This is a genomic window from Frigoribacterium sp. CF331, from assembly GCF_057787905.1.
Genome location: NZ_CM173545.1, coordinates 1,764,161 through 1,786,678 on the forward strand (window position 1 = coordinate 1,764,161; position 22,518 = coordinate 1,786,678).

Annotated in this window: 27 protein-coding genes; 16 read left to right on the forward strand and 11 right to left on the reverse strand. The window is 72.0% G+C overall.

Going from position 1 to position 22,518, the window contains the following annotated elements:
• Positions 1-5 precede the first annotated feature (5 nt).
• The 3 genes from AC3CCI_RS08250 to AC3CCI_RS08260 are packed head-to-tail and all read right to left on the reverse strand — an operon-like array spanning position 6 to position 3,292.
• Positions 6-1,034 carry an alpha-ketoacid dehydrogenase subunit beta gene (locus AC3CCI_RS08250; RefSeq protein ID WP_354595287.1) on the reverse strand — a complete coding sequence of 343 codons (1,029 nt, stop codon included), beginning with the start codon at positions 1,032-1,034 and terminating at the stop codon, positions 6-8.
• Positions 1,031-2,191: a thiamine pyrophosphate-dependent dehydrogenase E1 component subunit alpha gene (locus tag AC3CCI_RS08255; RefSeq protein ID WP_488626829.1), complete on the reverse strand. Its 1,161-nt coding sequence runs from the start codon at positions 2,189-2,191 to the stop codon at positions 1,031-1,033. The genes AC3CCI_RS08250 and AC3CCI_RS08255 overlap by 4 nt, the downstream gene beginning before the upstream one ends.
• 30 nt (positions 2,192-2,221) lie before the next feature.
• Positions 2,222-3,292 (reverse strand): histidinol-phosphate transaminase, encoded by a 1,071-nt coding sequence (locus tag AC3CCI_RS08260; RefSeq protein ID WP_488626830.1) that lies wholly within the window; start codon positions 3,290-3,292, stop codon positions 2,222-2,224.
• Positions 3,293-3,399: 107 nt separating this feature from the next.
• Between AC3CCI_RS08260 and AC3CCI_RS08265 the strand changes: the two genes are divergently transcribed.
• Genes AC3CCI_RS08265 through purB form a run of 3 tightly spaced genes read left to right on the forward strand, consistent with a single transcriptional unit; the run spans position 3,400 to position 5,689 of the window.
• Positions 3,400-3,807 carry a phage holin family protein gene (locus tag AC3CCI_RS08265; RefSeq protein WP_354595284.1) on the forward strand — a complete coding sequence of 136 codons (408 nt, stop codon included), beginning with the start codon at positions 3,400-3,402 and terminating at the stop codon, positions 3,805-3,807.
• A complete protein-coding gene (locus tag AC3CCI_RS08270) occupies positions 3,804-4,310 on the forward strand; it encodes a low molecular weight protein-tyrosine-phosphatase (RefSeq protein WP_354595283.1) in 507 nt (168 codons plus the stop codon). Before AC3CCI_RS08265 ends, AC3CCI_RS08270 begins: the two co-directional genes overlap by 4 nt.
• Positions 4,307-5,689, forward strand: a complete 1,383-nt coding sequence (purB, locus tag AC3CCI_RS08275) for an adenylosuccinate lyase (protein ID WP_488626831.1) — start codon at positions 4,307-4,309, stop codon at positions 5,687-5,689. Before AC3CCI_RS08270 ends, purB begins: the two co-directional genes overlap by 4 nt.
• Positions 5,690-5,803: 114 nt before the next feature.
• Here purB and AC3CCI_RS08280 read toward each other — a convergent pair whose 3' ends face one another.
• Genes AC3CCI_RS08280 through AC3CCI_RS08290 form a run of 3 tightly spaced genes read right to left on the reverse strand, consistent with a single transcriptional unit; the run spans position 5,804 to position 7,462 of the window.
• The gene (locus AC3CCI_RS08280; protein ID WP_354595281.1) at positions 5,804-6,049 is read right to left on the reverse strand and encodes a hypothetical protein; all 246 of its coding nucleotides are present in this window, start codon (positions 6,047-6,049) and stop codon (positions 5,804-5,806) included.
• Entirely contained in the window at positions 6,046-6,744 is a 699-nt protein-coding gene (locus AC3CCI_RS08285) for an HdeD family acid-resistance protein (RefSeq protein ID WP_354595280.1), read from the reverse strand. Before AC3CCI_RS08285 ends, AC3CCI_RS08280 begins: the two co-directional genes overlap by 4 nt.
• A 34-nt stretch (positions 6,745-6,778) precedes the next feature.
• Positions 6,779-7,462, reverse strand: coding sequence for a hypothetical protein (locus AC3CCI_RS08290; RefSeq protein WP_488626832.1), 684 nt, complete (start codon positions 7,460-7,462; stop codon positions 6,779-6,781).
• A gap of 157 nt (positions 7,463-7,619) precedes the next feature.
• Between AC3CCI_RS08290 and AC3CCI_RS08295 the strand changes: the two genes are divergently transcribed.
• On the forward strand, positions 7,620-8,762 hold the full coding sequence (locus AC3CCI_RS08295; RefSeq protein ID WP_354595278.1) for a fatty acid desaturase family protein: 1,143 nt from the start codon (positions 7,620-7,622) through the stop codon (positions 8,760-8,762).
• Between the two features lie 37 nt (positions 8,763-8,799).
• On the opposite strand, the gene AC3CCI_RS08300 is transcribed toward AC3CCI_RS08295, so the two are convergent.
• Positions 8,800-8,997 (reverse strand): hypothetical protein, encoded by a 198-nt coding sequence (locus AC3CCI_RS08300; RefSeq protein WP_354595277.1) that lies wholly within the window; start codon positions 8,995-8,997, stop codon positions 8,800-8,802.
• A 166-nt stretch (positions 8,998-9,163) separates the two neighbouring features.
• Positions 9,164-9,736, reverse strand: coding sequence for an isopentenyl-diphosphate Delta-isomerase (gene idi, locus AC3CCI_RS08305; protein ID WP_488626833.1), 573 nt, complete (start codon positions 9,734-9,736; stop codon positions 9,164-9,166).
• Positions 9,737-9,754: 18 nt separating this feature from the next.
• Between idi and AC3CCI_RS08310 the strand changes: the two genes are divergently transcribed.
• Genes AC3CCI_RS08310 through AC3CCI_RS08335 form a run of 6 tightly spaced genes read left to right on the forward strand, consistent with a single transcriptional unit; the run spans position 9,755 to position 15,188 of the window.
• Positions 9,755-10,825 carry a polyprenyl synthetase family protein gene (locus AC3CCI_RS08310; protein WP_488626834.1) on the forward strand — a complete coding sequence of 357 codons (1,071 nt, stop codon included), beginning with the start codon at positions 9,755-9,757 and terminating at the stop codon, positions 10,823-10,825.
• A complete protein-coding gene (locus AC3CCI_RS08315) occupies positions 10,822-11,703 on the forward strand; it encodes a phytoene/squalene synthase family protein (protein ID WP_488626835.1) in 882 nt (293 codons plus the stop codon). Before AC3CCI_RS08310 ends, AC3CCI_RS08315 begins: the two co-directional genes overlap by 4 nt.
• Entirely contained in the window at positions 11,700-13,403 is a 1,704-nt protein-coding gene (gene crtI / locus AC3CCI_RS08320; protein ID WP_488626836.1) for a phytoene desaturase family protein, read from the forward strand. Before AC3CCI_RS08315 ends, crtI begins: the two co-directional genes overlap by 4 nt.
• A complete protein-coding gene (locus AC3CCI_RS08325; protein ID WP_488626837.1) occupies positions 13,403-13,792 on the forward strand; it encodes a lycopene cyclase domain-containing protein in 390 nt (129 codons plus the stop codon). Before crtI ends, AC3CCI_RS08325 begins: the two co-directional genes overlap by 1 nt.
• Entirely contained in the window at positions 13,789-14,208 is a 420-nt protein-coding gene (locus AC3CCI_RS08330; protein ID WP_488626838.1) for a lycopene cyclase domain-containing protein, read from the forward strand. Before AC3CCI_RS08325 ends, AC3CCI_RS08330 begins: the two co-directional genes overlap by 4 nt.
• Positions 14,205-15,188 (forward strand): prenyltransferase, encoded by a 984-nt coding sequence (locus AC3CCI_RS08335; RefSeq protein ID WP_488626839.1) that lies wholly within the window; start codon positions 14,205-14,207, stop codon positions 15,186-15,188. The genes AC3CCI_RS08330 and AC3CCI_RS08335 overlap by 4 nt, the downstream gene beginning before the upstream one ends.
• Before the next feature lie 51 nt (positions 15,189-15,239).
• Here AC3CCI_RS08335 and AC3CCI_RS08340 read toward each other — a convergent pair whose 3' ends face one another.
• Positions 15,240-15,809 carry a MarR family winged helix-turn-helix transcriptional regulator gene (locus AC3CCI_RS08340; protein ID WP_488626840.1) on the reverse strand — a complete coding sequence of 190 codons (570 nt, stop codon included), beginning with the start codon at positions 15,807-15,809 and terminating at the stop codon, positions 15,240-15,242.
• Positions 15,810-15,912: 103 nt separating this feature from the next.
• Between AC3CCI_RS08340 and AC3CCI_RS08345 the strand changes: the two genes are divergently transcribed.
• The 5 genes from AC3CCI_RS08345 to AC3CCI_RS08365 all read left to right on the forward strand — a co-directional run bounded on the left by AC3CCI_RS08345 (position 15,913) and on the right by AC3CCI_RS08365 (position 19,797).
• Positions 15,913-17,301, forward strand: coding sequence for a glycosyltransferase 87 family protein (locus AC3CCI_RS08345; RefSeq protein WP_488626841.1), 1,389 nt, complete (start codon positions 15,913-15,915; stop codon positions 17,299-17,301).
• A 133-nt stretch (positions 17,302-17,434) separates the two neighbouring features.
• On the forward strand, positions 17,435-17,845 hold the full coding sequence (locus AC3CCI_RS08350) for a YtxH domain-containing protein (RefSeq protein ID WP_488626842.1): 411 nt from the start codon (positions 17,435-17,437) through the stop codon (positions 17,843-17,845).
• Complete coding sequence (locus AC3CCI_RS08355) at positions 17,838-18,266, forward strand: phage holin family protein (RefSeq protein ID WP_354595266.1); 429 nt, start codon at positions 17,838-17,840, stop codon at positions 18,264-18,266. The genes AC3CCI_RS08350 and AC3CCI_RS08355 overlap by 8 nt, the downstream gene beginning before the upstream one ends.
• Positions 18,247-18,636 (forward strand): DUF3618 domain-containing protein, encoded by a 390-nt coding sequence (locus AC3CCI_RS08360; protein ID WP_354595265.1) that lies wholly within the window; start codon positions 18,247-18,249, stop codon positions 18,634-18,636. Before AC3CCI_RS08355 ends, AC3CCI_RS08360 begins: the two co-directional genes overlap by 20 nt.
• Before the next feature lie 3 nt (positions 18,637-18,639).
• Positions 18,640-19,797, forward strand: a complete 1,158-nt coding sequence (locus tag AC3CCI_RS08365; protein WP_488626843.1) for a YihY/virulence factor BrkB family protein — start codon at positions 18,640-18,642, stop codon at positions 19,795-19,797.
• Positions 19,798-19,894: 97 nt separating this feature from the next.
• Here AC3CCI_RS08365 and AC3CCI_RS08370 read toward each other — a convergent pair whose 3' ends face one another.
• Positions 19,895-20,692 (reverse strand): isocitrate lyase/PEP mutase family protein, encoded by a 798-nt coding sequence (locus AC3CCI_RS08370; RefSeq protein WP_354595263.1) that lies wholly within the window; start codon positions 20,690-20,692, stop codon positions 19,895-19,897.
• Between the two features lie 143 nt (positions 20,693-20,835).
• Between AC3CCI_RS08370 and AC3CCI_RS08375 the strand changes: the two genes are divergently transcribed.
• Positions 20,836-21,498 carry a hypothetical protein gene (locus AC3CCI_RS08375; RefSeq protein ID WP_488626844.1) on the forward strand — a complete coding sequence of 221 codons (663 nt, stop codon included), beginning with the start codon at positions 20,836-20,838 and terminating at the stop codon, positions 21,496-21,498.
• A gap of 154 nt (positions 21,499-21,652) precedes the next feature.
• On the opposite strand, the gene AC3CCI_RS08380 is transcribed toward AC3CCI_RS08375, so the two are convergent.
• Positions 21,653-22,348 (reverse strand): sugar transferase, encoded by a 696-nt coding sequence (locus AC3CCI_RS08380; protein WP_488626845.1) that lies wholly within the window; start codon positions 22,346-22,348, stop codon positions 21,653-21,655.
• Positions 22,349-22,518 lie beyond the last annotated feature (170 nt).

Genomic DNA, 22,518 nt, shown 5'->3' on the forward strand with positions numbered 1-22,518 from the left:
GACTCCTAGTAGGCCAGGGCCCGGTCGACCGCCTCGAGCACGCGGTCGGCGTCGGGCAGGTACTGCGTCTCGAGCTTGGCGGGAGGGAAGGGGGCGTCGAAGCCGCTGACCCGCAGCACGGGCGCCTCGAGCGAGTAGAACGCCTTCTCGGCGACCGTCGCGGCGATCTCGCTGCCGACGCTGACGAACCCGGGGGCCTCTTGCGCCACCACGAGCCGGCCGGTCTTGCGGACCGACTCGAGGATGGGCCCGTAGTCGACGGGTGAGAGCGACCGCAGGTCGACGACCTCGGCCGAGACTCCCTCGGCCGCCGCGATCTCGGCCGCCTGCAGCAGCACGCTGACCATCGCGCCGTGCCCCAGCAGGGTCACCTCGGTGCCCGTGCGGACGACGCGACTGGCGTGCAGGGGGGCCTGCGGGTCGCTCAGGTCGACCTCGCCCTTGGGCCAGTAACGGCTCTTGGGCTCGAAGAACATCACGGGGTCGTTCGAAGCGATGGCCTCCTGGATCATCCAGTACGCGTCGTGGGGCGTGCTCGGGCTGACGACTCGCAGGCCGGCCGTGTGGGCGAAGTACGCCTCGGGGCTCTCTTGGTGGTGCTCGACCGCGCCGATGTGCCCGCCGTAGGGCACCCGGATCACGACGGGCATCGTGAGGGCGCCCTCGTGCCGGTTCGTCAGCTTCGCGAGCTGCGAGGTGATCTGGTCGAAGCCGGGGTAGATGAACCCGTCGAACTGGATCTCGCAGACCGGGCGGAACCCGCCCATGGCGAGCCCGATGGCCGTGCCGACGATGCCCGACTCGGCCAGCGGGGTGTCGATGACCCGCTTGTCGCCGAACTCGGCCTGCAGGCCCTCGGTCACGCGGAAGACCCCGCCGAGCGTCCCGATGTCCTCGCCCATCAGCAGCACGCGGGGGTCGTCGGCCAACGCCTTGCGGAGGCCGGCGTTGATCGCCTTGCCGAGCGGCATGCTCTGCACGGAGGCGCGGGCCGGGTCGCCGGCGCCCGTCGCGGTCTCGACGGTGTCGGTCATGATGCCTCCTCGTCGGTTTTCACGGTGTCGCCCGCGCTGCCGAAGCTCTGCTCGTAGGTCGCCAGCCACTGCTTCTGCTCGACCATCAGCGGGTGCGGTTCGGAGTAGACGTGGTCGAAGATGAGGCCCGGGTCGGGGTTCGGCAGGCTGACGAGGCGTCGCCGCACGTCGGCCCCGAGGTCGTCGCCCTCGGCCTCGAGGTCGGCGAAGAACCCGTCGCCCTCGCCACGACCACGCAGGAACGCCTCGAACCGCGTGATCGGGTCGCGGGCGATCCACGACTGCAGCTCGTCGTCGGTGCGGTACTTGGTCGGGTCGTCGGACGACGTGTGGGCCCCGACGCGGTAGGTCAGCGCCTCGACGAAGCGGGGGCCGCCCCCCGCGCGCGCGGCCTCGAGGTCGCGTCGGCTGACCGCGTAGCTCGCCAGGACGTCGTTGCCGTCGACCTGGGTGCCGGGGATGCCGAAGCCACCGGCCCGGGCGACCAGCGGCGTGCGCGACTGGCGCGACACGGGCACGCTGATGGCCCACTGGTTGTTCTGCAGGAAGAACAGCTCGGGAGTCCGGAAGCTCGCGGCGAAGACCAGGGCCTCGCTCACGTCGCCCTGGCTCGTGGCGCCGTCGCCGAAGAACGTGACGACGGCCTCGTCGACCTCCGGGTCGCCCGTGCCGCTCTTGCCGTCGAGCGTGAGGCCCATCGCGAAGCCGGTCGCGTGCAGCGTCTGCGACCCGATGACCAGCGTGTACACGTGGAAGTTCTGGTGCTCGGCGGGGTTCCAGCCGCCGTGCGTGTGCCCGCGCAGCAGGCGCAGGATGTCGACCGGGTCGATGCCGCGCGACAGGGCCACGGCGTGCTCGCGGTACGACGGGAAGAGGTGGTCCTGCGGGCGGGTGGCGTGCGCGAGGCCCACCTGGGCACCCTCTTGACCGTGGCTCGGCACCCAGAGGGCGAGCTGGCCCTGGCGGGCGAGCGCCGCGGCCTCGCGGTCGAACCGTCGGGTCAGCACCATGTCGCGGTGCAGGGCGCGGAGGTCGTCGTCGCCGAGCGCGTCGACGTACGGGCGGAACTCGTCGGCCGCGGCGGACTCGACCACCTCGCCCGACGGCGACAACAGCTGGACGGGCGCGGGCGCGTCGTTCGCTTCGGAGGGGGACATGGCGTCCAATCTATTCCGCGGCATATGCCGTCACCGGGATGTGAGGTCGACGACCTGCTGGGCGGCGTGCAGCAGCTTGTCGACCGACGACGGTTCGCCGATCGTGACGCGGACGCCCTCGCCCGCGAACGGCCGGACCACGACCCCGTGGTCGGCGAACACCTGGGCGGCGGTCGCCGTGTGCTCGCCCGTGGCGAGCCAGACGAAGTTGCCCTGCGCCTCGGGGACCGACCAGCCCTGGTCGAGCAGCGCCCGGCGCACCTGGTCGCGCAGCAGCACGATGCGGTCGACCCTGGCGAGCAGTTCGTCGGCGTGCTCGAGGGAGGCCAGCGCGGCGGCCGCGCCCTGCTCGGTGACCGCGAGGGGGATGGCCGTCGCCCGGGCGGCGTCGAGCAGGTAGGAGGCGCCGATCGCGTACCCCACGCGCAGTGCGGCCAGGCCGTAGGCCTTCGAGAAGGTGCGGAGCAGGACGAGGTTCGGGTGCAGCTCGGTGAGCGTCTCGCCGTCGACGGCGGTGCCGTCGGTGACGAACTCGGCGTAGGCCTCGTCGAGCAGGACGAGCACGTCGTCCGGGACGGCGGCCATGAACGTCGCGAACTCGGCCGTCGACACCGTCGTGCCCGTCGGGTTGTTGGGCGAGCAGACGATGACGACGCGGGTGCGGTCGGTCACCGCGGCGGCCATGGCCTCGAGGTCGTGAGCGCCGTCGGCCCGCAGGGGCACCTGCACGCTGGTCGCGCCGGCCACCGTGACGAGCCCCGGGTACGCCTCGAACGAGCGCCAGGCGTAAACGACCTCGTCGCCGACCGTGGCGGCCGCGAGCACGAACTGGGCGAGCAGCGAGACCGACCCGGCACCCACGTGCACCTCGTCGACGGTGACGCCGAAGCGCGTCGCCAGGGCCGTCCGCAGGGCGGTCGCCGAGGCGTCGGGGTACCGGTTGAGCGACACGGCACCGCGTACGGCCTCGACGACCGAGGGCAGGGGGTCGAACGGGTTCTCGTTCGACGACAGCTTGAAGGCGTCGGGCGACGCCTGCTTGCCCTGCCGGTAGGGCGGCAGGGCGGCGATCTCGGGGCGGAGTCGTACGGGAGTGGTCACGCGGCCAGCCTATGGGGCGGGGCCCGCGTCGCGTCAGGGCACCGCGCCTCCTGGGGGATGCGTCCGGGCGCTACCGCCCGTGGACGAGAGGTCGGCATGATGGGGGCATGACCCGATTCGTCGTCAGGCTGCTCATCAACGCGGTGGCCCTGTGGCTCACCACGCTGCTCGTGTCGGGGGTGAGGGTGACGCCGTACGGCGACGGGGGGACCGTCGAGACGATCCTGACCTTCTTGCTGATCGCCTTCGTGTTCGGCGTCGTCAACGGCGTGGTCGGCACGGCGATCCGCGTGGTGGCGTTCCCGCTGTACATCCTGACGCTCGGGCTGATCGCGCTCGTCGTCAACGGGCTGCTGCTGCTGATCGTGGCCTGGATCTCGGGCCTCTTCGGCTTCGGGCTGACGGTCGACGGCTTCTGGTGGGGCGTGCTCGGCGCCGTCGTCCTCGCCGTGTTCGCCTGGGCCATCGGCGTCGTCGTCCGCCCCGTCGTCGGGCGGGGTGACCGTCAGCGGTGAACCGGTTCCGCATCTGCTTCGTCTGCACGGGCAACATCTGCCGCTCGCCCATGGCCGAGACCGTGCTGCGGTCGCTCGCCGACGACGCCGGTCTCGGCGACCGTCTCGAGGTGACCAGCGCGGGCACCGGCGACTGGCACGTCGGCGAGGGGGCCGACCCGCGCACCGTCCAGGCCCTCGAGCGTCGCGGCTACGATGGTTCGCGGCACCGGGCGAAGCAGTTCGAGGCCGACGACTTCGCCCGCTACGACCTCGTGGTGGCGTTCGATCGCGGTCAAGAGCGCATCCTCCGGGCCTGGGCAGGCGACGACGCCGACCGATCGAAGGTGCAGCTGCTGCTCACCTTCGCCCCCGACGCGGCGCCGGCGGGTGGCGGTCTCGACGTCCCCGACCCGTACTACTCCGACGCAGGACTCTTCGACGAGGTGCTCGACATGGTCGAGCGCGCCTGCTCGGCCCTCTTCCGCCAGATCGAACCCGCACTCCGCAAGGGACAGTCATGACGTTGCCTCCTCAACCCCTCAGCCCGCTCGACGGCCGCTACCGCACGTCGGTCGGGTCGCTGGGCGACCACCTCAGCGAGGCGGGGCTGAACCGGGCCCGGGTGCACGTCGAGGTCGAGTGGCTGATCGCCCAGACCGACCGGGGCGCGTTCGGCTCGACCCCGCTCGACGACGAGCAGAAGCGTGCGCTGCGGGCCGTCGTGACCGACTTCGGGCAGGCGGCGATCGACGAGCTGGCCGGGTTCGAGGCGACGACGCGCCACGACGTCAAGGCGGTCGAGTACTACGTGCGAGCCCGCCTCGCCGAACTCGGCCTCGACCGCATCGCCGAGCTCACCCACTTCGCCTGCACGAGCGAGGACGTCAACAACCTCTCGTACGCGATCACCGTCAGGGCGGCCCTCGTCGACGTCTGGCTGCCGGCCTTCGACGCCGTCCTGGCCGCCCTGACGACCTGGGCCACCGACGCCCGCGACGTCCCGATGCTCGCGCACACCCACGGCCAACCGGCGACCCCGACCACCGTGGGCAAGGAGTTCGCCGTCTTCGCCCACCGCCTCCAGCGCCTCCGCGCCCAGATCGTCGGCACCGAGTTCCTCGGCAAGTTCAGCGGCGCGACCGGCACGTTCTCGGCGCACGTCGTCGCCGACCCCGCCCTCGACTGGCCCGAGACCGCCCGGTCGTTCGTCGAGGACGCCCTCGGCCTGACCTTCAACCCGCTGACGACCCAGATCGAGTCGCACGACTGGCAGGCCGAGCTCTACTCACGCGTCTCGCACGCGAACCGCGTCCTGCACAACCTCGCCACCGACGTGTGGTCCTACATCTCGATGGGCTACTTCACCCAGATCCCGCAGGCCGGCGCGACCGGGTCGTCGACGATGCCTCACAAGATCAACCCGATCCGCTTCGAGAACGCCGAGGCCAACCTCGAGATCTCGTCGGCGCTGTTCGACTCGCTCGCCTCGACCCTGGTCACCAGCCGTCAGCAGCGCGACCTGACCGACTCGTCGGCCCAGCGCAACATCGGGGTCGCGTTCGGCCACTCGATGCTCGCCCTCGACAACCTGCGTCGCGGCCTCGGCGAGATCGCCGTGGGCACCGTGGCCCTCGAGGCCGACCTCGACGCCAACTGGGAGGTCCTGGGCGAGGCGATCCAGACCGTGGTGCGCGCCGAGGTCGTCGCCGGTCGGTCGTCCATCTCGGACCCCTACGCGATGCTCAAAGAACTGACCCGCGGCAGGCGCGTCGGGCAGGCCGAACTCGTCGCGTTCGTCGAGGGCCTCGACGTCTCGGACGAGGCCAAGGCCCGGCTCGTGGCGCTGACCCCGGCGACCTACACCGGCATCGCCTCGCAGCTGGTCGACCGCCTGCCCTGAGCCCGAGGAGGTGCGGGCAGAGCCCCGAGGTCGGCCTGCGTCGCCCGGCCGCGCGGCCGCTCGGCTCGGGCCGGTCGGTCGGGCGGCTCGCGCCGGTCGGTCGGGCGGCTCGCGTCAGTGGCCGCGGGGCTTGTCGGCGTCGTCGATCTCGTGCCGTTCGTCGTCGTTCGGCTTCGCCGCGAGGGCGAGCATCGCGATGAGGACGAGGGCGACGATGAAGCCGACGCACCCGAAGATCAGCGCGAGTTGCAGGTCGCGCGTCGTCATGAGCACGACGAGGCCGACGAAGGCGGCGAAGACGGCCGACAGGCCGAGGAACTCGGCGGGACGGAACCGGTCGCGCCAGGTGGGGTGGGTCATGACGTGCGTGCCTTGTCGTCAGGGGTGTCGGCAGCGGGCGGGTGCCCGGTCTGCCATTTGAGCGAGAGGCCGGCGATCACGAGGAACACGCCGACCAGGGCGCCGTAGGCGCCCAGGATGCCGACGAGCACGGTCGACGACGTCAGTTCGCCCTCGATCTGCTCGATGCCGCCGAGCTGCTGGCTGTAGTCGGGCGGGACCACGAGGAAGACCACGGCGAGCGCGAGCGTCAGCACGCCCACGGTCGTCCAGTCGCGGGCGAGCGGTGAGCGGCGGCGTCGGCGCAGGCCGGTGAGCAGTTCGAGGACGCCCGTCAGGACGGCCCAGGCCGTGACGAAGGCGACGAGCACGGGCAGCTGCCCGTGCGAGAAGACGAGGCAGAGGGCGCCGATCACGGTGCCCACGACGCCTTGCAGGACGGCGATCGTGCGGCTCGAGCGGTCGCTCAGGCGCAGGGCCGACCCCGCGGCGAGGACGACGCCGCCCACGACGGCCGCCCAGCCGAAGGTCACGAGGCCCACCTGGGGCGAGTGGTCGGGGTTGAACGTGATCGCCGCGGCCGCCGCCAGTGCGGGCACGGCGCGCAGCACGGGGACGGGCCAGTACGCGGAGGACGACGGGTCGACGCCCCGGGTGGAGGGGTCGCTCGACGCCACGGGGGCGTTCGCGCCGGGTTCGTGGTGCGCAGGCGTCACGAGGCCTCTCTCACGGGTGGGGGACCCGCAGAGTTTACCGCGCGCTCCTGAACGCCAGGCGGCGGGCGGTGCCGAAGGTCAACGGCCAGCCGCGGCCCGTCAACGTCGTGAGCTGGCGGGCCATGCCGTAGGGCGTGACGCGTAGCACGCCCTCGGACTCGAGCGCCAACCCGGTCAGCACGCCGTCCATCACGCGCCGGGTGAAGGCGAGCCCCTCGGCCGTGTCGATCTCGGCCGCGATGAGCACGCCGGTCGGCAGCCTGCTCACCCGCGTGTAGACGGTCGACGCGTCCGCCCAGGTGGATCGCCAGTCGGGGCCGACCTCCTTGACGCACTCGATCAACCGGACCGTCGCGACGTCGGGGTCGGGGTCGTCGACGGTCAGCAGCCGGTAGTAGGTGCGGCGACGGCCCTCGGTGCTCATGAAGAGCAGGTCGACGTAGCCGGCGACGACGGAGGCCGGGCGGGGCCCCGTGCCCACCACCGTGCCGCCCGTGACCCACGACCCGTGGCCGTCCTTGGCGTCGGGCCAGATCTCGACGAGCAGCTCGAGCCCCGTGATCTCGACCCGCCGGGCCGGGGCGTCCGACGACGCGGCCTCGAGCGCGCTCTCGCGCAGGCCGAAGCCCTGCCGGGCGTTGCGTTCGCCCGTGCGGTAGGGCACCTGCTCGAGGTCGCGCACGACCCCGCTCAGGCGCTCGACGAATCCGGCTGTCACCCCGACAGGTTACGTGTGACATGTCGGTCGGGCAAGCTCAGGCGGGCCAGGCGATCTCCCCACCTCTTCTCAGCCCGCGCCACTACGTTCACACCATCTGCGGGCCGCCTCCGGCCCCACCACCCGGCTGAGAAGTCGATCAGCCGCGGGAGCCCCGATGACCGCCACCGTCCCCCCGACCCCTCGAACCTCCCGCCCGCTCATCGTGCACGCGCCCGCGGGTGCCGCACCGGCGGGGTTCCGGCCCACCGTCGCCGGCCAGGTCGGCAAGCCGACGAGCACCTACTCGAGCCTGCTCAAGTCCGTGCGCGAGGCCGGGCTCCTGAAGCGCCGGACCGGCTTCTACGTCACGGTCTTCGTCGTCCTCGTGGCGTGCCTCGGCGGCGCGGCCACCGGGTTCGTCCTGCTCGGCTCGAGCTGGTTCCAGCTGCTGATCGCCGGCGCGCTCGGCATCATCCTCACGCAGTTCGCGTTCCTCACCCACGAGGCCTCGCACCGTCAGGTGTTCGAGTCGGGCACGCGCAACGACAAGGTCGGCCGCGTGCTCGCGGCGGGCGTCGTCGGCATCAGCTACGCGTGGTGGATGACCAAGCACAGCCGTCACCACGCCAACCCCAACACCAAGGGCAAGGACCCCGACATCGCGTTCGACACGATCTCGTTCCTCGAAGAGGACGCGGCGAAGGCCCGGGGCGTGCTCGGCTTCGTCACGCGCCGTCAGGGGTACTTCTTCTTCCCGCTGCTGCTCGGCGAGGGCGTCAACCTGCACGTGACGTCGTTCCGCACGCTGCTCGGTCGCGAGAAGGTCGAGGGCCGCGCGCTCGAGATCACGCTGATCGCCGTGCGTCTGGTCGCCTACTTCGGCGTCGTGTTCTGGTTCCTGCCCGTGGGCATGGCGTTCGCCTTCGTCGGGGTGCAGATGGCCGTCTTCGGCCTCTACATGGGGTCGTCGTTCGCGCCGAACCACAAGGGCATGCCGATCATCCCCGAGGGGGCGAAGGTCGACTTCCTCAGCAAGCAGGTGCTCACCTCGCGCAACATCGTCGGGCGTCACTCGACGGCCTTCATGGGCGGGCTCAACTACCAGATCGAGCACCACCTCTTCCCGAGCATGGCGCGCCCGAACCTGCGGGCCGCCAGCGCGCTCGTCAAGGCGCACTGCGCCGAGCACGGCATCCCCTACACCGAGGCCACGATCGGCGCGTCCTACGCGATCGTCATCCGCTACCTCAACCGCGTCGGCCTGTCGGCCCGCGACCCGTTCGACTGCCCCGCGGCGTACGCGCTGCGTCCGCGCTAGGCGGTCGACGCCACGAGCGCAGGAGGCGCGGGCCGGGTCAGGCGGACCGGCTCGCGCCTTCGTCGTCCTCGAAGAAGTCCTCGTAGCGGACGGGACGGGCGCCGGGGGACGCGAGCCGCGCCTCCTGGTCCGTCGATCGGCGGTCGGCACCGCCGACCGGCCGCGACTGCTGCTTCGGGTAGGGGTGGATCGTGAGGGGCGACGTCGACGCGTCACTCTCGTAGCTGGACTCCACGATCGCCTCCCACACCGTCGTCCGGACGTCGCATCCGGTGCTCCGACCGCCACGATAGGACGAGCCCGCCGGGGCCGCGAGGGGCTTGTCAGGCGGGGGGTCGAGGGGCTACGTTCGTCGGCCGCGCCGGTGTGCCGTCACCGAGGACGTCGTCGGCGGGGGCGGGTCACGACGGCCAGGCGGCCAGCTGCCACCCGAGCCAGGGGGAGAAGGCGAAGGGGGCCGCCGCGACGGCGTCACGGAGTTCGTCGGGCTCGACCCAGGCCCATTCGGCGACCTCGTCGGGCGACGGGTCGGGCAGGCCCACGGCACGCGCCGTGAACACGGGGCAGATCTCGTTCTCGACGACGCCGGACGCGTCGGTGGCCAGGTAGCGGAACTCGGGCAGGATCACCTGGACGTCGCGCACCTCCATGCCGAGCTCTTGGTGGGCACGGCGCATCAGGGCCTCGGCCGGGGTCTCACCCGGGGCGGGGTGTCCGCAGAACGAGTTGGTCCAGACGCCGGGCCAGGTCTTCTTCGACAGCGCGCGACGGGTGACGAGGACGCGGCCGAGGTCGTCGGTGACGTGGCAGCTGAAGGCGAGGTGCAGCGGCGTCGTCGCCGTGTGCACGGTCGCCTTCGCGGTGGTGCCGACGGGCGTCCCGTCGTCGGCGAGCAGCACGACGAGCTCGTCGTGCGCGCCGCCGTCGTGGCCGGGGGTCGGCTGGGGACGGGTCGTCGGGGTCTCACGGGTCATGAGAGGTAGTCTGCCCTGGTGGACGGTGATCACCTGCACGCAGGCACGCGGGCGAGACACGATCGTGTCGACGCCGTCCTCGACGACTTCTTCGCCCTGGCCAAGCGCCGGGCCGAGTCGGTCGGCTGGCGCTACGTCGACCTGTGGTCGGTGCTCGAGCGCAACAGCGCAGGCGGCAAGCGGTTCCGGCCCCGCATGGTGTTCACGGCGTACGACGCCCTCGGCGGTGACGACGACGAGGCCGTGGCCCGCGTCGGCGCGGCCTTCGAGTTGCTGCACACCGCCCTGATCGTCCACGACGACGTGATCGACCGCGACTTCTCGCGACGCGGCATCCCGAACGTCTCGGGCAGCTACCGCGACACCGCCACGACGGCCGGCATCCCGACGCCCGCGGCCGAGCACCGGGGCATGTCGGCGGCCGTCATCGCCGGCGACCTGGCCCTCACGGGTGCCAGCCGCATGCTGCTCGGCATCGGCTGCGCCGACCACGTCCGCACCCGGCTGCTCGACCTGCTCGACGAGGCGATCTTCGTCAGCGCCGGCGGCGAGATGGTCGACGTCGAGTTCTCGCTGGCCGCCGACCTGCCGACGGTCGACGAGATCCTCGACATGGAACGCGCCAAGACCGCCGTCTACTCGTTCGAGGCCCCCCTGCAGGCCGGTGCGGTGCTGGCCGGTGCCGGCGAGGCGGTCGTCACGGCCGTCGGCGACTTCGGTCGCGAGGTCGGCGTCGCCTACCAGGTCGTCGACGACCTGCTCGGGGTGTTCGGCACCGAAGAGGCCACCGGCAAGACGACGCGGGGCGACCTGCGCGAGGGCAAGCGCACCGTGCTCGTCGCCCACGCCGCCACCACCGACGAGTGGTTCTCGATCCAGCCCTTCATCGGCAAGGCCGACCTCAGCGAGGCCGAGGCCGAGCACGTGCGCGGTCGCCTCGAGGTGTGCGGCGCCCGGGCCTTCGCCGAGGGCCTCGTCGAGCAGCACGCCCGCCGGGCCCTGGACGTGCTCGATCGTCCCGAGGTGTCCGAGACGCTGCGCGAGGCCCTCACCCCGGTCGTCCAGGACGTCCTCGAGAGGGTGCGATGACCGGCCTGTCGCTGTACGACGCCGTCGCCGACGCGACCGCCGGCGGGGTCATCCGCCGGTACTCGACGTCCTTCGGGCTGGCCTCGCGCCTCCTGGGCGGCGACGTGCGTCAGCACGTCGAGAACGTCTACGCGCTCGTGCGCGTGGCCGACGAGATCGTCGACGGGCCCGCGACCGAGGCCGGTCTCGGCGTCGAGGCGGCCGGCCGGCTGCTCGACGGGTTTGAGGCCGAGACCGAGCGGGCCCTGGCCGAGGGCTTCAGCCCCAACCTCGTCGTCCACGCCTTCGCCCGCACCGCGCGGGCGACCGGCTTCGGCGCCGAGTTGACCGCCCCGTTCTTCGCCTCGATGCGCGCCGACCTCAGCGCCCGCGAACACGACCAGGCCTCGTTCGACGCCTACGTGCACGGTTCGGCCGAGGTCGTCGGCCTGATGTGCCTCAAGGCGTTCCTGCACGGCCACGCGTTCCCCCCGAGCACGGTGGCCGAGCTCGAAGAGGGTGCCCGCCGGCTGGGCGCGGCGTTCCAGAAGGTGAACTTCCTGCGCGACCTCGCGGCCGACTTCGAGCAGCTCGGCCGCAGCTACTTCCCCGGGGTCGACGTGACCACGTTCGACGAGCAGACCAAGACGAGACTGGTGCGAGACATCGACGACGACCTCCGCGTGAGCGGCGAGATCATCCCCGTGCTGCCGACGACCTCGCGTCGCGCGGTGGCCCTCGCGCACGGCCTGTTCGCCGAGCTGAACCGGCGTCTCGAGGCGACCCCCGCCTCCTCGCTGGTCCGGGCGCGGGTGCGCGTGCCGAACCCCGTCAAGGTGCGCATCGCGGCGGGTGCCGCGGCCGGTCGCGTGACGCGCCTGCCCGAGGCCCGCGCATGAGCCACGAGTCGGTCGACCGCGGCGCGACGGGCGCCGGCACCGGGGCACCCGACCTCTCGCACGGCCTCAGCGTCACCCGGCACGGGCGACGCGTCGTCGTGGTCGGCGGAGGCATCAGCGGTCTCGCGTCCGCCGCCCTGCTGGCCCGCGAGGGTCACGAGGTCACCCTGCTCGAGAAGAACGACGAGGTCGGCGGCCGCGCCGGCTCGTGGTCGCACGAGGGCTTCCGCTTCGACCTCGGGCCGAGCTGGTATCTGATGCCCGAGGTGTTCGACCACTTCTTCCGCCTGATGGGCACGTCGGCCGCCGAACGACTCGACCTCGTCGAGCTCGACCCGGGGTACCGCGTGTTCTTCGAGCCGACGCCGGACGACCCCGCGGCCGGCGCACCGATCGACGTGCCGCGCGGCCTCGAGCAGAACGTCGAGCTCTTCGACCGCATCGAGCCCGGCAGCGGCGACCGCATGCGCCGCTACCTGCGCTCGGCCCGCGACACCTACGAGATCGCCAAGCGGAGGTTCCTCTACACGAGCTTCGGCAGCCTCACCCCGCTGCTGCGCGGCGACGTGCTCGTCCGGATGCCGAAGCTGGCGCGCCTGCTGCTGACGAACCTCGACTCGTTCGCCTCGCGGACGGTGACCGACCCGCGCCTCCGCCAGATCCTCGGCTACCCCGCGGTGTTCCTCGGGTCGTCGCCGTTCGACACGCCGAGCATGTACCACCTGATGAGCACGCTCGACCTCGACGACGGCGTGCTGTACCCGCAGGGCGGCCTGATCTCGGTCATCGAGGCGATCCGCGACGTGGCCGTCGAGGCGGGCGTGACCGTCGTCACCGGCGCGACCGTGACCCGGATCGTCACGCAGCCGCTCGCCGCCGAGGGAGCGGCCCTGCCCCGCGGCTCGAAGGCGACCGCCGAGGCGACCGGGGTGGACTGGACCGACGCCGGGGGCGCGACGCACCGCGTCGACGCCGACCTCGTGGTCAGCGCCGCCGACCTGCACCACACCGAGACCCGGCTGCTGCCGCGCGAGCTGCGCACCTACGACGAGAAGTACTGGGCGACGAAGAACCCCGGGCCGAGTGCCCTGCTGTTGTACCTGGGCGTCGAGGGCGAGATCCCCGAGCTCGAACACCACACGCTGCTCTTCGCCCGCGACTGGCACGAGAACTTCGAGCGCATCTTCGGCGCCGACAAGCGCATCCCCGACCCGCCGTCGCTCTACGTCTGCAAGCCCAGCTCGGTCGACCCGTCGACGGCTCCGGCCGGCCACACGAACCTCTTCGTGCTCGTCCCGCTGCCCGCCGACCCGTCCCTGGGCTCGGGCGACGTCGACGGCGACGGAGACCCGATGATCGAGCGCCTCGCCGACGGCGTCATCGCGCAGATCGCCGAGTGGGCGCACGTGCCCGACCTCGCCGACCGCATCGTCGTGCGCCGCACCCGCGGTCCGCGCGACTTCGTCGACGACGTCAACGCCTGGAGCGGCAGCATGCTCGGCCCGGCGCACACGCTCGCCCAGAGCGCGCTGTTCCGCACCGGCAACGTCTCGACGCGGGTCGACTCGCTGTTCTACGCGGGCGGCTCGGTCCGGCCGGGCATCGGCCTGCCCATGTGCCTGATCAGCGCCGAGGTGCTGCTTAAGAACCTGCGCGGCGACACGAGCACCGAGCCGCTCCCCGAGCCCGCCGTCGGCTGATGGGCTTCGTCTACCTCGCGGCGCTGCTCGTCTCGCTGTTCGGCATGGTGGTGCTCGACCGCAGGTTCCGGCTGTTCTTCTGGCGCGACGTCCCCCGGGCGGCGGTGACGCTGCTGGTCGGCGTCGTGTTCTTCCTGATCTGGGACGTCGTCGGCATCGACCTCGGCATCTTCTTCCGCGGCGAGACCTCGTTCATGACCGGCGTCCTGGTGGCGACCGAGCTGCCGCTCGAAGAGGTGTTCTTCCTCGCGCTGCTCTGCTACCTCACGATGAACCTGTTGGCCGGCGCACGGATGGTCGCCGCGGTCGTGCTCGACCGCCGCGGGTCCTCCACCGCGGTCGCGGGCGACCCTGCTGCGGCTCGCTCCACGGACGGGGCGTCGTCGTGACCTACTGGGCCGTGAACGCGGTGTTCCTGGCGATCGTCGCCGTCGTCGGGGTGCTGGCGCTGGTGACCGCGGCGGTCCGCGGTCGGGCCGCGCGCGCCTCCTCGTCGCCCGGGGCGTCGACGCGACGACGTCGCGAGGCCGTGCTGGGCGCGGGCATCGCGACGGGCGTGCTGCTCGTGATGACCGCGGTGTTCGACAACGTCATGATCGGCATCGGGCTGGTCGGCTACGACGCCGCCCGCATCAGCGGCGTCTTCGTGGGCATCGCCCCGCTCGAGGACTTCGCCTACGCGGTCGCGGCCCTCGTGCTGCTGCCGTCGGTGTGGGTGCTGCTCGGCGGGCCGAAGGCGCCTCGTGCGCCGAAGGCGGCGACGTCGGCCGCCGCGGCCGCCGCATCGAAGGAGGCGCGCTCGTGAACACGCTCAAGGCCCTGTTCGTCTCGTCCCGGCCCCTGAGCTGGATCAACACGGCGTTCCCGTTCGCGGCGGCGTACGTGTTGACCTCGTTGCTCGCACCGACGACGACGGCGTACTCCGGCTCGTACGGTCCGCTGTCGCAGGCCGAGCCCCTGCCGGACGGCACCCGGGCCGTCATCTTCTCGGCACCCGAGGACGTCCTCAGCCCCGTGAACTGGCTCGTGCTGATCGTCGGCGCCCTGTACTTCCTGATCCCCTACAACCTCGCGATGTACGGCATCAACGACGTCTTCGACTACGAGAGCGACCTGCACAACCCGCGCAAGGGCGGGGTCGAGGGGGCCCTGCTCGACCGCAGCCTGCACCGCACCACGTTGCGGGCCGCGGTGGTCACGAACGTGCCGTTCCTGGTGTTCCTGGTGGCGGTCGGCAGTCCGCTGAGCTGGTTCGTGCTGGCGGTCAGCGTCTTCGCCGTGGTCGCCTACTCGGCCCCCGGCCTGCGCTTCAAGGAGCGCCCCTTCGTCGACTCGATCACGTCGAGCACGCACTTCGTCAGTCCCGCCGTCTACGGTCTCGTGCTCGCCGGGGCCTCGTTCACGCCCGAGCTGTGGGCCCTGCTCGGCGCGTTCTTCCTGTGGGGCGTCGCGAGTCACGCCTTCGGGGCCGTGCAGGACGTGCTGGCCGACCGCGAGGGCGGCATCTCGTCGATCGCGACCGAGATCGGTGCCCGGGCGACCGTCCGACTGTCGGTCCTCGCCTACCTGCTGGCCGGCGTGCTGCTGACCTTCACCGAGTGGCCCGGCCCGGTGGCCGCGCTGTTGACCCTGCCCTACGCCATCAGCTGCGCGCCGTGGTGGAACGTCACCGACGACCGGGCCGAGGAGGTCAACCGGGGCTGGCGACGGTTCCTGGCGCTCAACTTCGTCAGCGGGTTCGTCGTGACGATGCTCATGATCTGGTGGGTGTTCCTGCGGAACTGACGCCGCGCCTCCCGGGGTCGTCGGCACGGGCCCGGGCATCGGGCGTGGGCGTCAGGGGCGCCAGCCGAGGTTGAGGGCCGCCGTCCGGAGGAATCTCACGGTGGTCGCGTAGGCACCCGGCTCGGCACCCTGCACGGCCTCGTCGCGGATTCCCTCGACGACGTCGACCAGCTTGCGGTGGGCGAGGCCGCCCCGCTCGGTCAGCGCGTACCGCCCGGCCCCGACGCCGTCCGTCGCGAGGCTGACCCACCCGCTCTCGACGAGCTCGGACAGGTGGTCGGCGCTGGTCTCGCCCGTCGCGGGGTCGAGGAAGGGCGCCACGGCCGCGTCGAGGGTGGCCCGCGTGGCCGGGCCGCGCTCGAGCAGGTTCAGGAGCTGCCACTGCCGGCGCGTGACGCCGTGCTCGTCGAGCACCTGGTCGAACCGTCGGTCGACGAGCCCGTCGACGAGCTTCAGCCAGAAGCCGATCGGCCGACCGCGGTCGACGGCGAGGTCGTCGTCGACGCTGCCGAGGTCGACGGGCCCGTCACCCTCGCGTGCCGGGCCCGGGGTGGTGGGTGCGCTGGTGTCGTCGGTCGGCGGGGTGACCTCGCCCCCGTCTGCGGAACGTCGTCGGTCCATGGTCGGCACCGTACACCGCCCCGGCCTCCGCCTCGAGAGGGATCTTCCGTCGGATTCACCTGCCGTCAAGACAAACGAAAGCCCACGGCCCTACATTCGAGGCGTGACCACCTCGAGCGCCGTCGCGCCTGCGCCCCTCCCCGTGCGACTGCGCCGCACCTGGGCGCGGGTGCAGGCGCACCCGCGCGGTCTGCTCTACGGCTTCGCCTCGGTGCACGCGGCGGTCTTCCTCGCCCTGACGCCCCTGATGATCGGCGGCGGGGTCAGCGGCGACCTGCCCCTGTACCGGCTCTGGGCGACCCAGGCCCTGAGCGAGGGCGTCTGGCCCGTGCTCGACTTCTCGTGGGTCTACCCGGCCGGTGCCGTCGTGCCGGTGGTGCTGCCGAACGTCTTCGGCGAACAGCACTACCAGTTCGTCTGGCTCGCGCTGCTGACCGCCCTCAACGCCGTCGCGCTGTGGCTGCTGACCGACCGCGGTCGTCGCACGGTCGACAACCGGGCCGCCTGGTGGTGGCTGCTCGTGACGCTCGTGCTCAGCCCCGTCGCGTTCTTGCGGCTCGAGGGGTTCAGCGCCCCGCTGGTGGTCGCCGCCCTCATGCTGCTGTCGACCCGGCCGCGCGTGGCCGGGCTGCTGCTGGCCACGGCGACCTGGATCAAGGTCTGGCCGGCGGCGGTCGTCGTGGCGGTCGCCGTCGGGTCGAGGCACCGCGTCGTCGTCCTGCGGGCCGGCGTGCTCGTCACGATGGTGGTGGTCTCGTGCGTGTTGCTCGGCCGCGGTGCCGACGACATCACGAGCTTCGTCTCGATGCAGTCCGGTCGGGCCCTGCAGCTCGAGGCGACGCTCGCGACGCCTTGGGTCTGGATGGCCATGCTGCGCGTGCCCGGGGCCTCGATCTACCAGAACGTCGCGCTCGCCACGCGCGAGGTGATGGGCCCCGGCGACACCTGGATGATCAACGACAGCACCCAGGTCATGCTCGCCGTGCTCGCGGTGCTGGCCGGCGTGCTCGCCGTCGCCACCTTCGGGCTCCCCCGGTGGGTCGGGCCGAGGAGGCGCGGGTCGGCCCGGTCGACGGCCGGCGTCCTCGTCGCCCCGGGTCGCGATCGCGGCGACGAGTTCGGCACGGTGCTGCTCGGCGCCCTGACCCTCACCCTCGCGTTCGTCGTCTTCAACAAGGTGGGCTCGCCGCAGTACCTGCTCTGGATCGTCCCGATCGTCGCCGTCGGGTACGCGTCGCGCCCCGAGGCGTTCCGCAAGCCCGCCGTGCTCACGGCCTGGGCCTCGGGGCTCACGACCCTCGTCTTCCCCCTCCTCTACCGACCCCTCATCGAGCTGAACCCCGTCGCGGTGATCGTGCTCGGGGCACGCAACGCCCTGCTCGTGGCGTTGTTCTGCTGGTGCACGGTGCGCCTCGTGCGGCAGGCGGTCGAGACGGTGCGCGGCGACGCGGCCGAGGTGCGCGTCCCCGCGGTGGGGACCCGCGCCTCCTGACGGGTCGTCGTCGCGTCGCCCCCAGGGCGGCGAGGCGTCCGGTCGTCCCGGGGTGGCCCGCCAATCTGGGCCGCGCGCCCCGTCTCGTGCCAGCGTGGAGGTCCTACCTGCCACCACGAACCAAGGAGCACTCATGAAAGGCAAGATCCTCTTCGTCGCAGGAGCGGCCGTCGGGTACGTCCTCGGAGCCCGCGCGGGCCGCGGCGCCTACGTCAAGATCAAGGGCCAGGCCGAGAGCCTGTGGGAGAACCCGACCGTGCAGAAGGGCGTGCACCAGGCCGAGGGCTTCGTGAAGGAGAACGCTCCCGTCGTCGCCAAGAAGGCCCAGGGCGTTGCGAACGACGCGGCCCACGCGGTCGGCGCCAAGGCGAAGTCCGTCTCGGGCAAGGGCTCCGACGCCACCGACAAGGCCGCCGCCAAGGCGACCGACGCGGCCCGCAAGGCCGCCGACAAGGTGAACGAGAAGGCCGACGACGTCAAGGAGAAGACGAGCGGCACCAGCCCGGACGACGACAAGCTGCCGGGGGTGACGGTCGGTGAGTGACCTGAAGGCACCCGAACAGAGCACCAAACGTTCGCTCGGCTCGCTGATCGGCAGCCTGCCCGAGCTCATCTCGCGTCTGATCCGCGGCGAGATCGCACTCGCCAAGACCGAGCTCACCACCAAGGCCAAAGAGGCCGGGGTGGGCGTCGGGCTGCTGGTCGGCGCCGCCCTGTTCGGCTTCTTCCTGCTCGCCGTGCTCATCACGGCCGGCGTCCTGGGGCTCTCGAACGTCGTCGCCCCCTGGCTGGCCGCCCTGATCGTGGCCGCCGTGCTGCTCGTCATCACGGCGGTGCTGGCGATGCTCGGCATCAAGGCGCTCAAGAAGGGCGTCCCCCCGACCCCCGAGAAGGCGGTCGCCAGCGTGAAGGCCGACGTCAGCGCACTGAAGGGGCAGGGCAGCTATGACTCCGAGAAGCACTGACGGCGATCGGTCGTCGGGGGCCGCGAAGCCCGATCCCCGCGACGAACTGGCTCGGGCCCGTGCCGACGAGGCTCGGGCCGACTCGGCCGGCGTCTCGCCCGACAAGGACGCCGAGAACGCCGACGGCCCCCGCGCCGGTGCCAGCATCCCCGAGATCGAACTCGACCTCGCCCGCACCCGCGAGGAGTTCGCGGCGACGCTCGACGCCATCGAGGACAAGCTCAGCGTCCCCGCCCACGCCCGTCGCCTGAAGGCGAGCGTCACGCGGCGGCTCGACTCCGACCCGAAGCCCGTCCTCGCGGCGGCTGCGGCCGGAACCGTCGGGGTCGTCGCCCTCGTGGCCGGCATCGTCAAGACGATCAGGCGCTGAGTCGTGGCCCAGAAGAGCACCGAGCGCGAGCAGCAGGCGCCCGACGAGGACGACTCGCGCAAGCCGCAAGACCTGACCGACGTCTCGAAGCCGTCGTGGGGCTACGTGCTGGGCAAGACGCTGCGCGAGTTCACCCGTGACCAGTGCACCGACCTCGCCGCGGCGTTGACGTACTACGCGGTGCTCGCGATCTTCCCGGCGCTGCTGGCGATCGTGTCGCTGCTGGGCGTCGTGGGGCAGGGTCAGGCGACCGCCGAGACCGTGCTCGACCTCGTCCGACAATTCGGTTCCGAGGACGTCGAGGGGCTGCTGCGAGACCCGATCATGCAGTTGACGGCCTCGCCCGCCGCGGGCCTCGCCCTGGTCGTCGGTGTGCTCGGCGCCCTGTGGTCGGCCTCCGGCTACGTCGGGGCGTTCGGCCGGGCGATGAACCGCGTCTACGGCATCGACGAGGGTCGTCCGATCTGGAAGCTCCGCCCGACGATGCTCGGCGTCACGGCCTTCACCGTGGTGCTCATCGTCGTCGCCGCCCTCATCCTCGTGATCAGCGGTCCCGTCGCCGAGACGGTCGGCGACCTCGTCGGCCTCGGCAGCACGGCCGTGTTCGTCTGGGACATCGCCAAGCTGCCGGTCCTGGCGGTCATCGCCATCGTGATCGTCGCGGTGCTCTACTACTGGGCGCCCAACGTGAAGCAGCCGAAGTTCAAGTGGATGAGCCTCGGGTCGCTCGTGGCCCTGGTCATCTGGCTGGTCGCGTCGGTCGGGTTCGCGTTCTACATCGCGAACTTCTCGAACTACAACAAGACGTACGGTTCGCTCGGTGCCGTGATCGTCTTCTTGCTGTGGCTCTGGATCACCAACAACGCCCTGCTCTTCGGGGCCGAGTTCGACGCCGAGCTCGAACGCGGACGCGAGCTGCAGGCCGGTCTCCGGGCCGAGCGCGACATCCTGCTGCCGCCGCGCGACACCGCCCAGAGCGAGAAGAAGGCCGCGGCCCTCGCCAAGGACGAGCTCGCCGGCATGCGCCTCCGACAGGCCGCCGCGGCGACCATCGAGCGCAACGGCGACGAGGTGCCCGAGCCCGACGGCGAGGGCGGCTCCGAGCCGTCCGGGTCCGACCGCGAGAAGGACGAGCGCACGAAGGGCCACCGCGACGACTAGGTGACGTCCTCGCGCGAGACGACCCGCGCCTCCTCGGCTCTCACGAGCTCGGGAGGCGCGGGTCGTCTCTCGTCGGCGGGGTGCGTCGGCGGGGCGGCTAGAACGAGAAGCCGAGCTCGGCGGGGTAGTCGCCGCGCGCGGTGAGGGTGGTCGCGGCGTCGCGCAGGTGCGACAGCGTGAGGCCGAGGGTGCCGGGGCCGAAGCTGACGCGCGAGACGCCGAGTTCGGCCAGGCGGGCGAGGGGCACGGACGACGGGTTCGAGATGACGCTGACCTTGCCGTGGATGCGGTCGAGCGCGGTCTTGACCAGGTCGTCGGTGCCGAGGCCGAGGACGAAGGCGCAGTCGGCGCCCGCGTCGAGGTAGGCGTTGGCGCGGGTGACCGCGTCGTCGAACGAGTCGGGGTCGCCCGCCAGCGCGTCGACGCGGGCGTTGATGACGATCGGCACCCCGGCGCGGTCGCCGGCCTGACGGGCGGCGGCGATCTTCGACACCTGGGTGTCGATGTCGTAGAGCGGAGCCTTGGCCTGGCCGATGCTGTCCTCGAGGTTGAGGCCGGCGGCCCCCTCCTCGATCAGGCGGAAGACGTTGTCGAGGGTGCCGGCCGCGTCGGTGGCGTACGCCTTCTCGAAGTCGACCGAGACGGGCAGGTCGACGGCACGGATCACGATGCGGGCCGCGGTCAGCATGTCGTCGACGTCGAGCCCCTCGCCGTCCTCGACGCCGTGCGCCTCGCTGATGGAGTGGGAGGCGGTGGCCAGGGCCTTGACGCCGGGCGCCCCGGCGACGGTGCGCGCCGTGATCGCGTCCCAGACGTTCGTCACGATCAGCGGGTCACCGGGGACGTGCAGGGAGCGGAGGAGTTCGGCCTTCTCGGCCGTCGTGGAGATCGACATGCGGCCAGCCAAGCAGCCCCGGCTGGGTTGCACCAGTCGCCGACCTCGTCGACGCACTCGGCCTCTTCACAGAATGTGAAATATGGAACATGCCAGGATCACGGTGGCACCCGCCCGGGTGCCCCGATCTGAACGGAGTCACCATGTCGACCCTCACCCGCACGCTCGGCACGTCGGCGCTCGCCGCCGCCACGCTCGCCGCCGTCGTCCTGCCCGCCACCTCGGCCTCGGCCTGGGGCTACACGCCGCCGCCGTCCGACGCCTCGATCCTGTCCGTGGACGGCGACACCGGTCCCCTGACGGCGCCGGCCGGCACGCTCCACTTCGCCTCGCACGACACCACGCCCGAGATCGAGTTCTCGAGCACCTCCTCGGGCACGGCGACGATCCGCTCGGGTCAGACCGAGCTGTGCTCGGCCCCGGTCACGGCCGGTCGGACCGCGTCCTGCGTCTCGACCGAGCTCGCGGCCTGGCAGAGCCACCCGATCACCCTCGACGTCGTGACGCCGACCGGCGCGCACGCGACGACCTCGGCCGTCGTCGACGTCCTGGGCGTCAAGCCCGCGCCGACCGTCGAGACGGCTCGAGCGTCGGGCGGCAGCACCACGGTCGTCGCCTCCGCGGCTCCCGGCGAGTGGGTGCTGGTCGCGCTGGGCGGCTCGATGGCCTGGGCACAGGCCGACGAGTCGGGCCGCGCCGAGCTGACGGTGCGCGGTGGCGAGGCCGGTCAGACCGCCTACGCCAAGATCGCCGACGGCGACGGCACGACGTGGGGCTTCGACTGGGTGACCTTCACCATCGCCTGACGACCGGGCTCGACGGGGCCCGACCCCGCGGTCGACGGCGGCCGGGCCGGCTCGCGGCCCGGCCGTCGTGTCGGCCGGGCCGTGTTGCGCGGGGGACGAGGCGCGTCACGTCTCCGTCATCCGGGGGCCGAGGTGTGGGCGAGCGCGACAGTGGTCAGCGAGGGGTGGCTGTCTCGGGCCGGAATTCGGTCATCGTCGCTTCGCCCGGCCGCGACGTGCCCGTGCGTCGCAGCACGACGCCGACGGTCGAGAGCAGGATGCCCAGGTCGAGTGCGGTGCTCCGCCGGTCGACGTACTCGACGTCGAGGGCGAGTCGTTCGGTCCAGTCGACGGCGTTGCGACCTCGCACCTGGGCCAGGCCGGTCACGCCGGGTCGCACCTCGTGCCGACGGGCCTGCTCTGCGGAGTAACGCCCGAGGTAGCGGACGGGCAGGGGGCGCGGGCCCACGAGGCTGAGCTCACCTCGGAGCACGTTGACCAGCCCGGGGAGCTCGTCGACGCTGGAGGCCCGAAGTGCTCGCCCGAAGGGAGTGAGCCGCTCGGCGTCGGACACGCGACCGGTGCCGACGTCGTGCATGCTGCGCAGCTTGAGCAGCGCGAACGGTCGGCCGTGGAGTCCGGCGCGATCTTGCCGGAAGAGGACGGGGCGACCCATGGTGAGGGCGACGCCCGCAGCTGCCGCGACGAGGAGGGGGCTCGTCGCGGCGAGCAGCACGCTGGCGCCGAGGACGTCCACGCACCGTTTGAGGGCGAGCCCGCCCCGGGTGCGGAACGAGTCGGACGCCCTGCGGCGGCCCGGGCGCTCGGACGGGGCGCCGGGGGTCGGCGAGGGCAGGGGGGACGTGCTCATCAGGCTCCGATCGGGACGGTGGCAGGGATGCTGATGCCTCGAGGCTAAGTATGCAAAATATGAATGTCAAGAGAGTGGCCTCGAAAAAGGGACAGAACCACTCTTGCGCCTCGTCGGAACGGGTGTTTAAAATGTTGCATGCCTTTGGATCGGCCAGAGGCCAGAAGGGG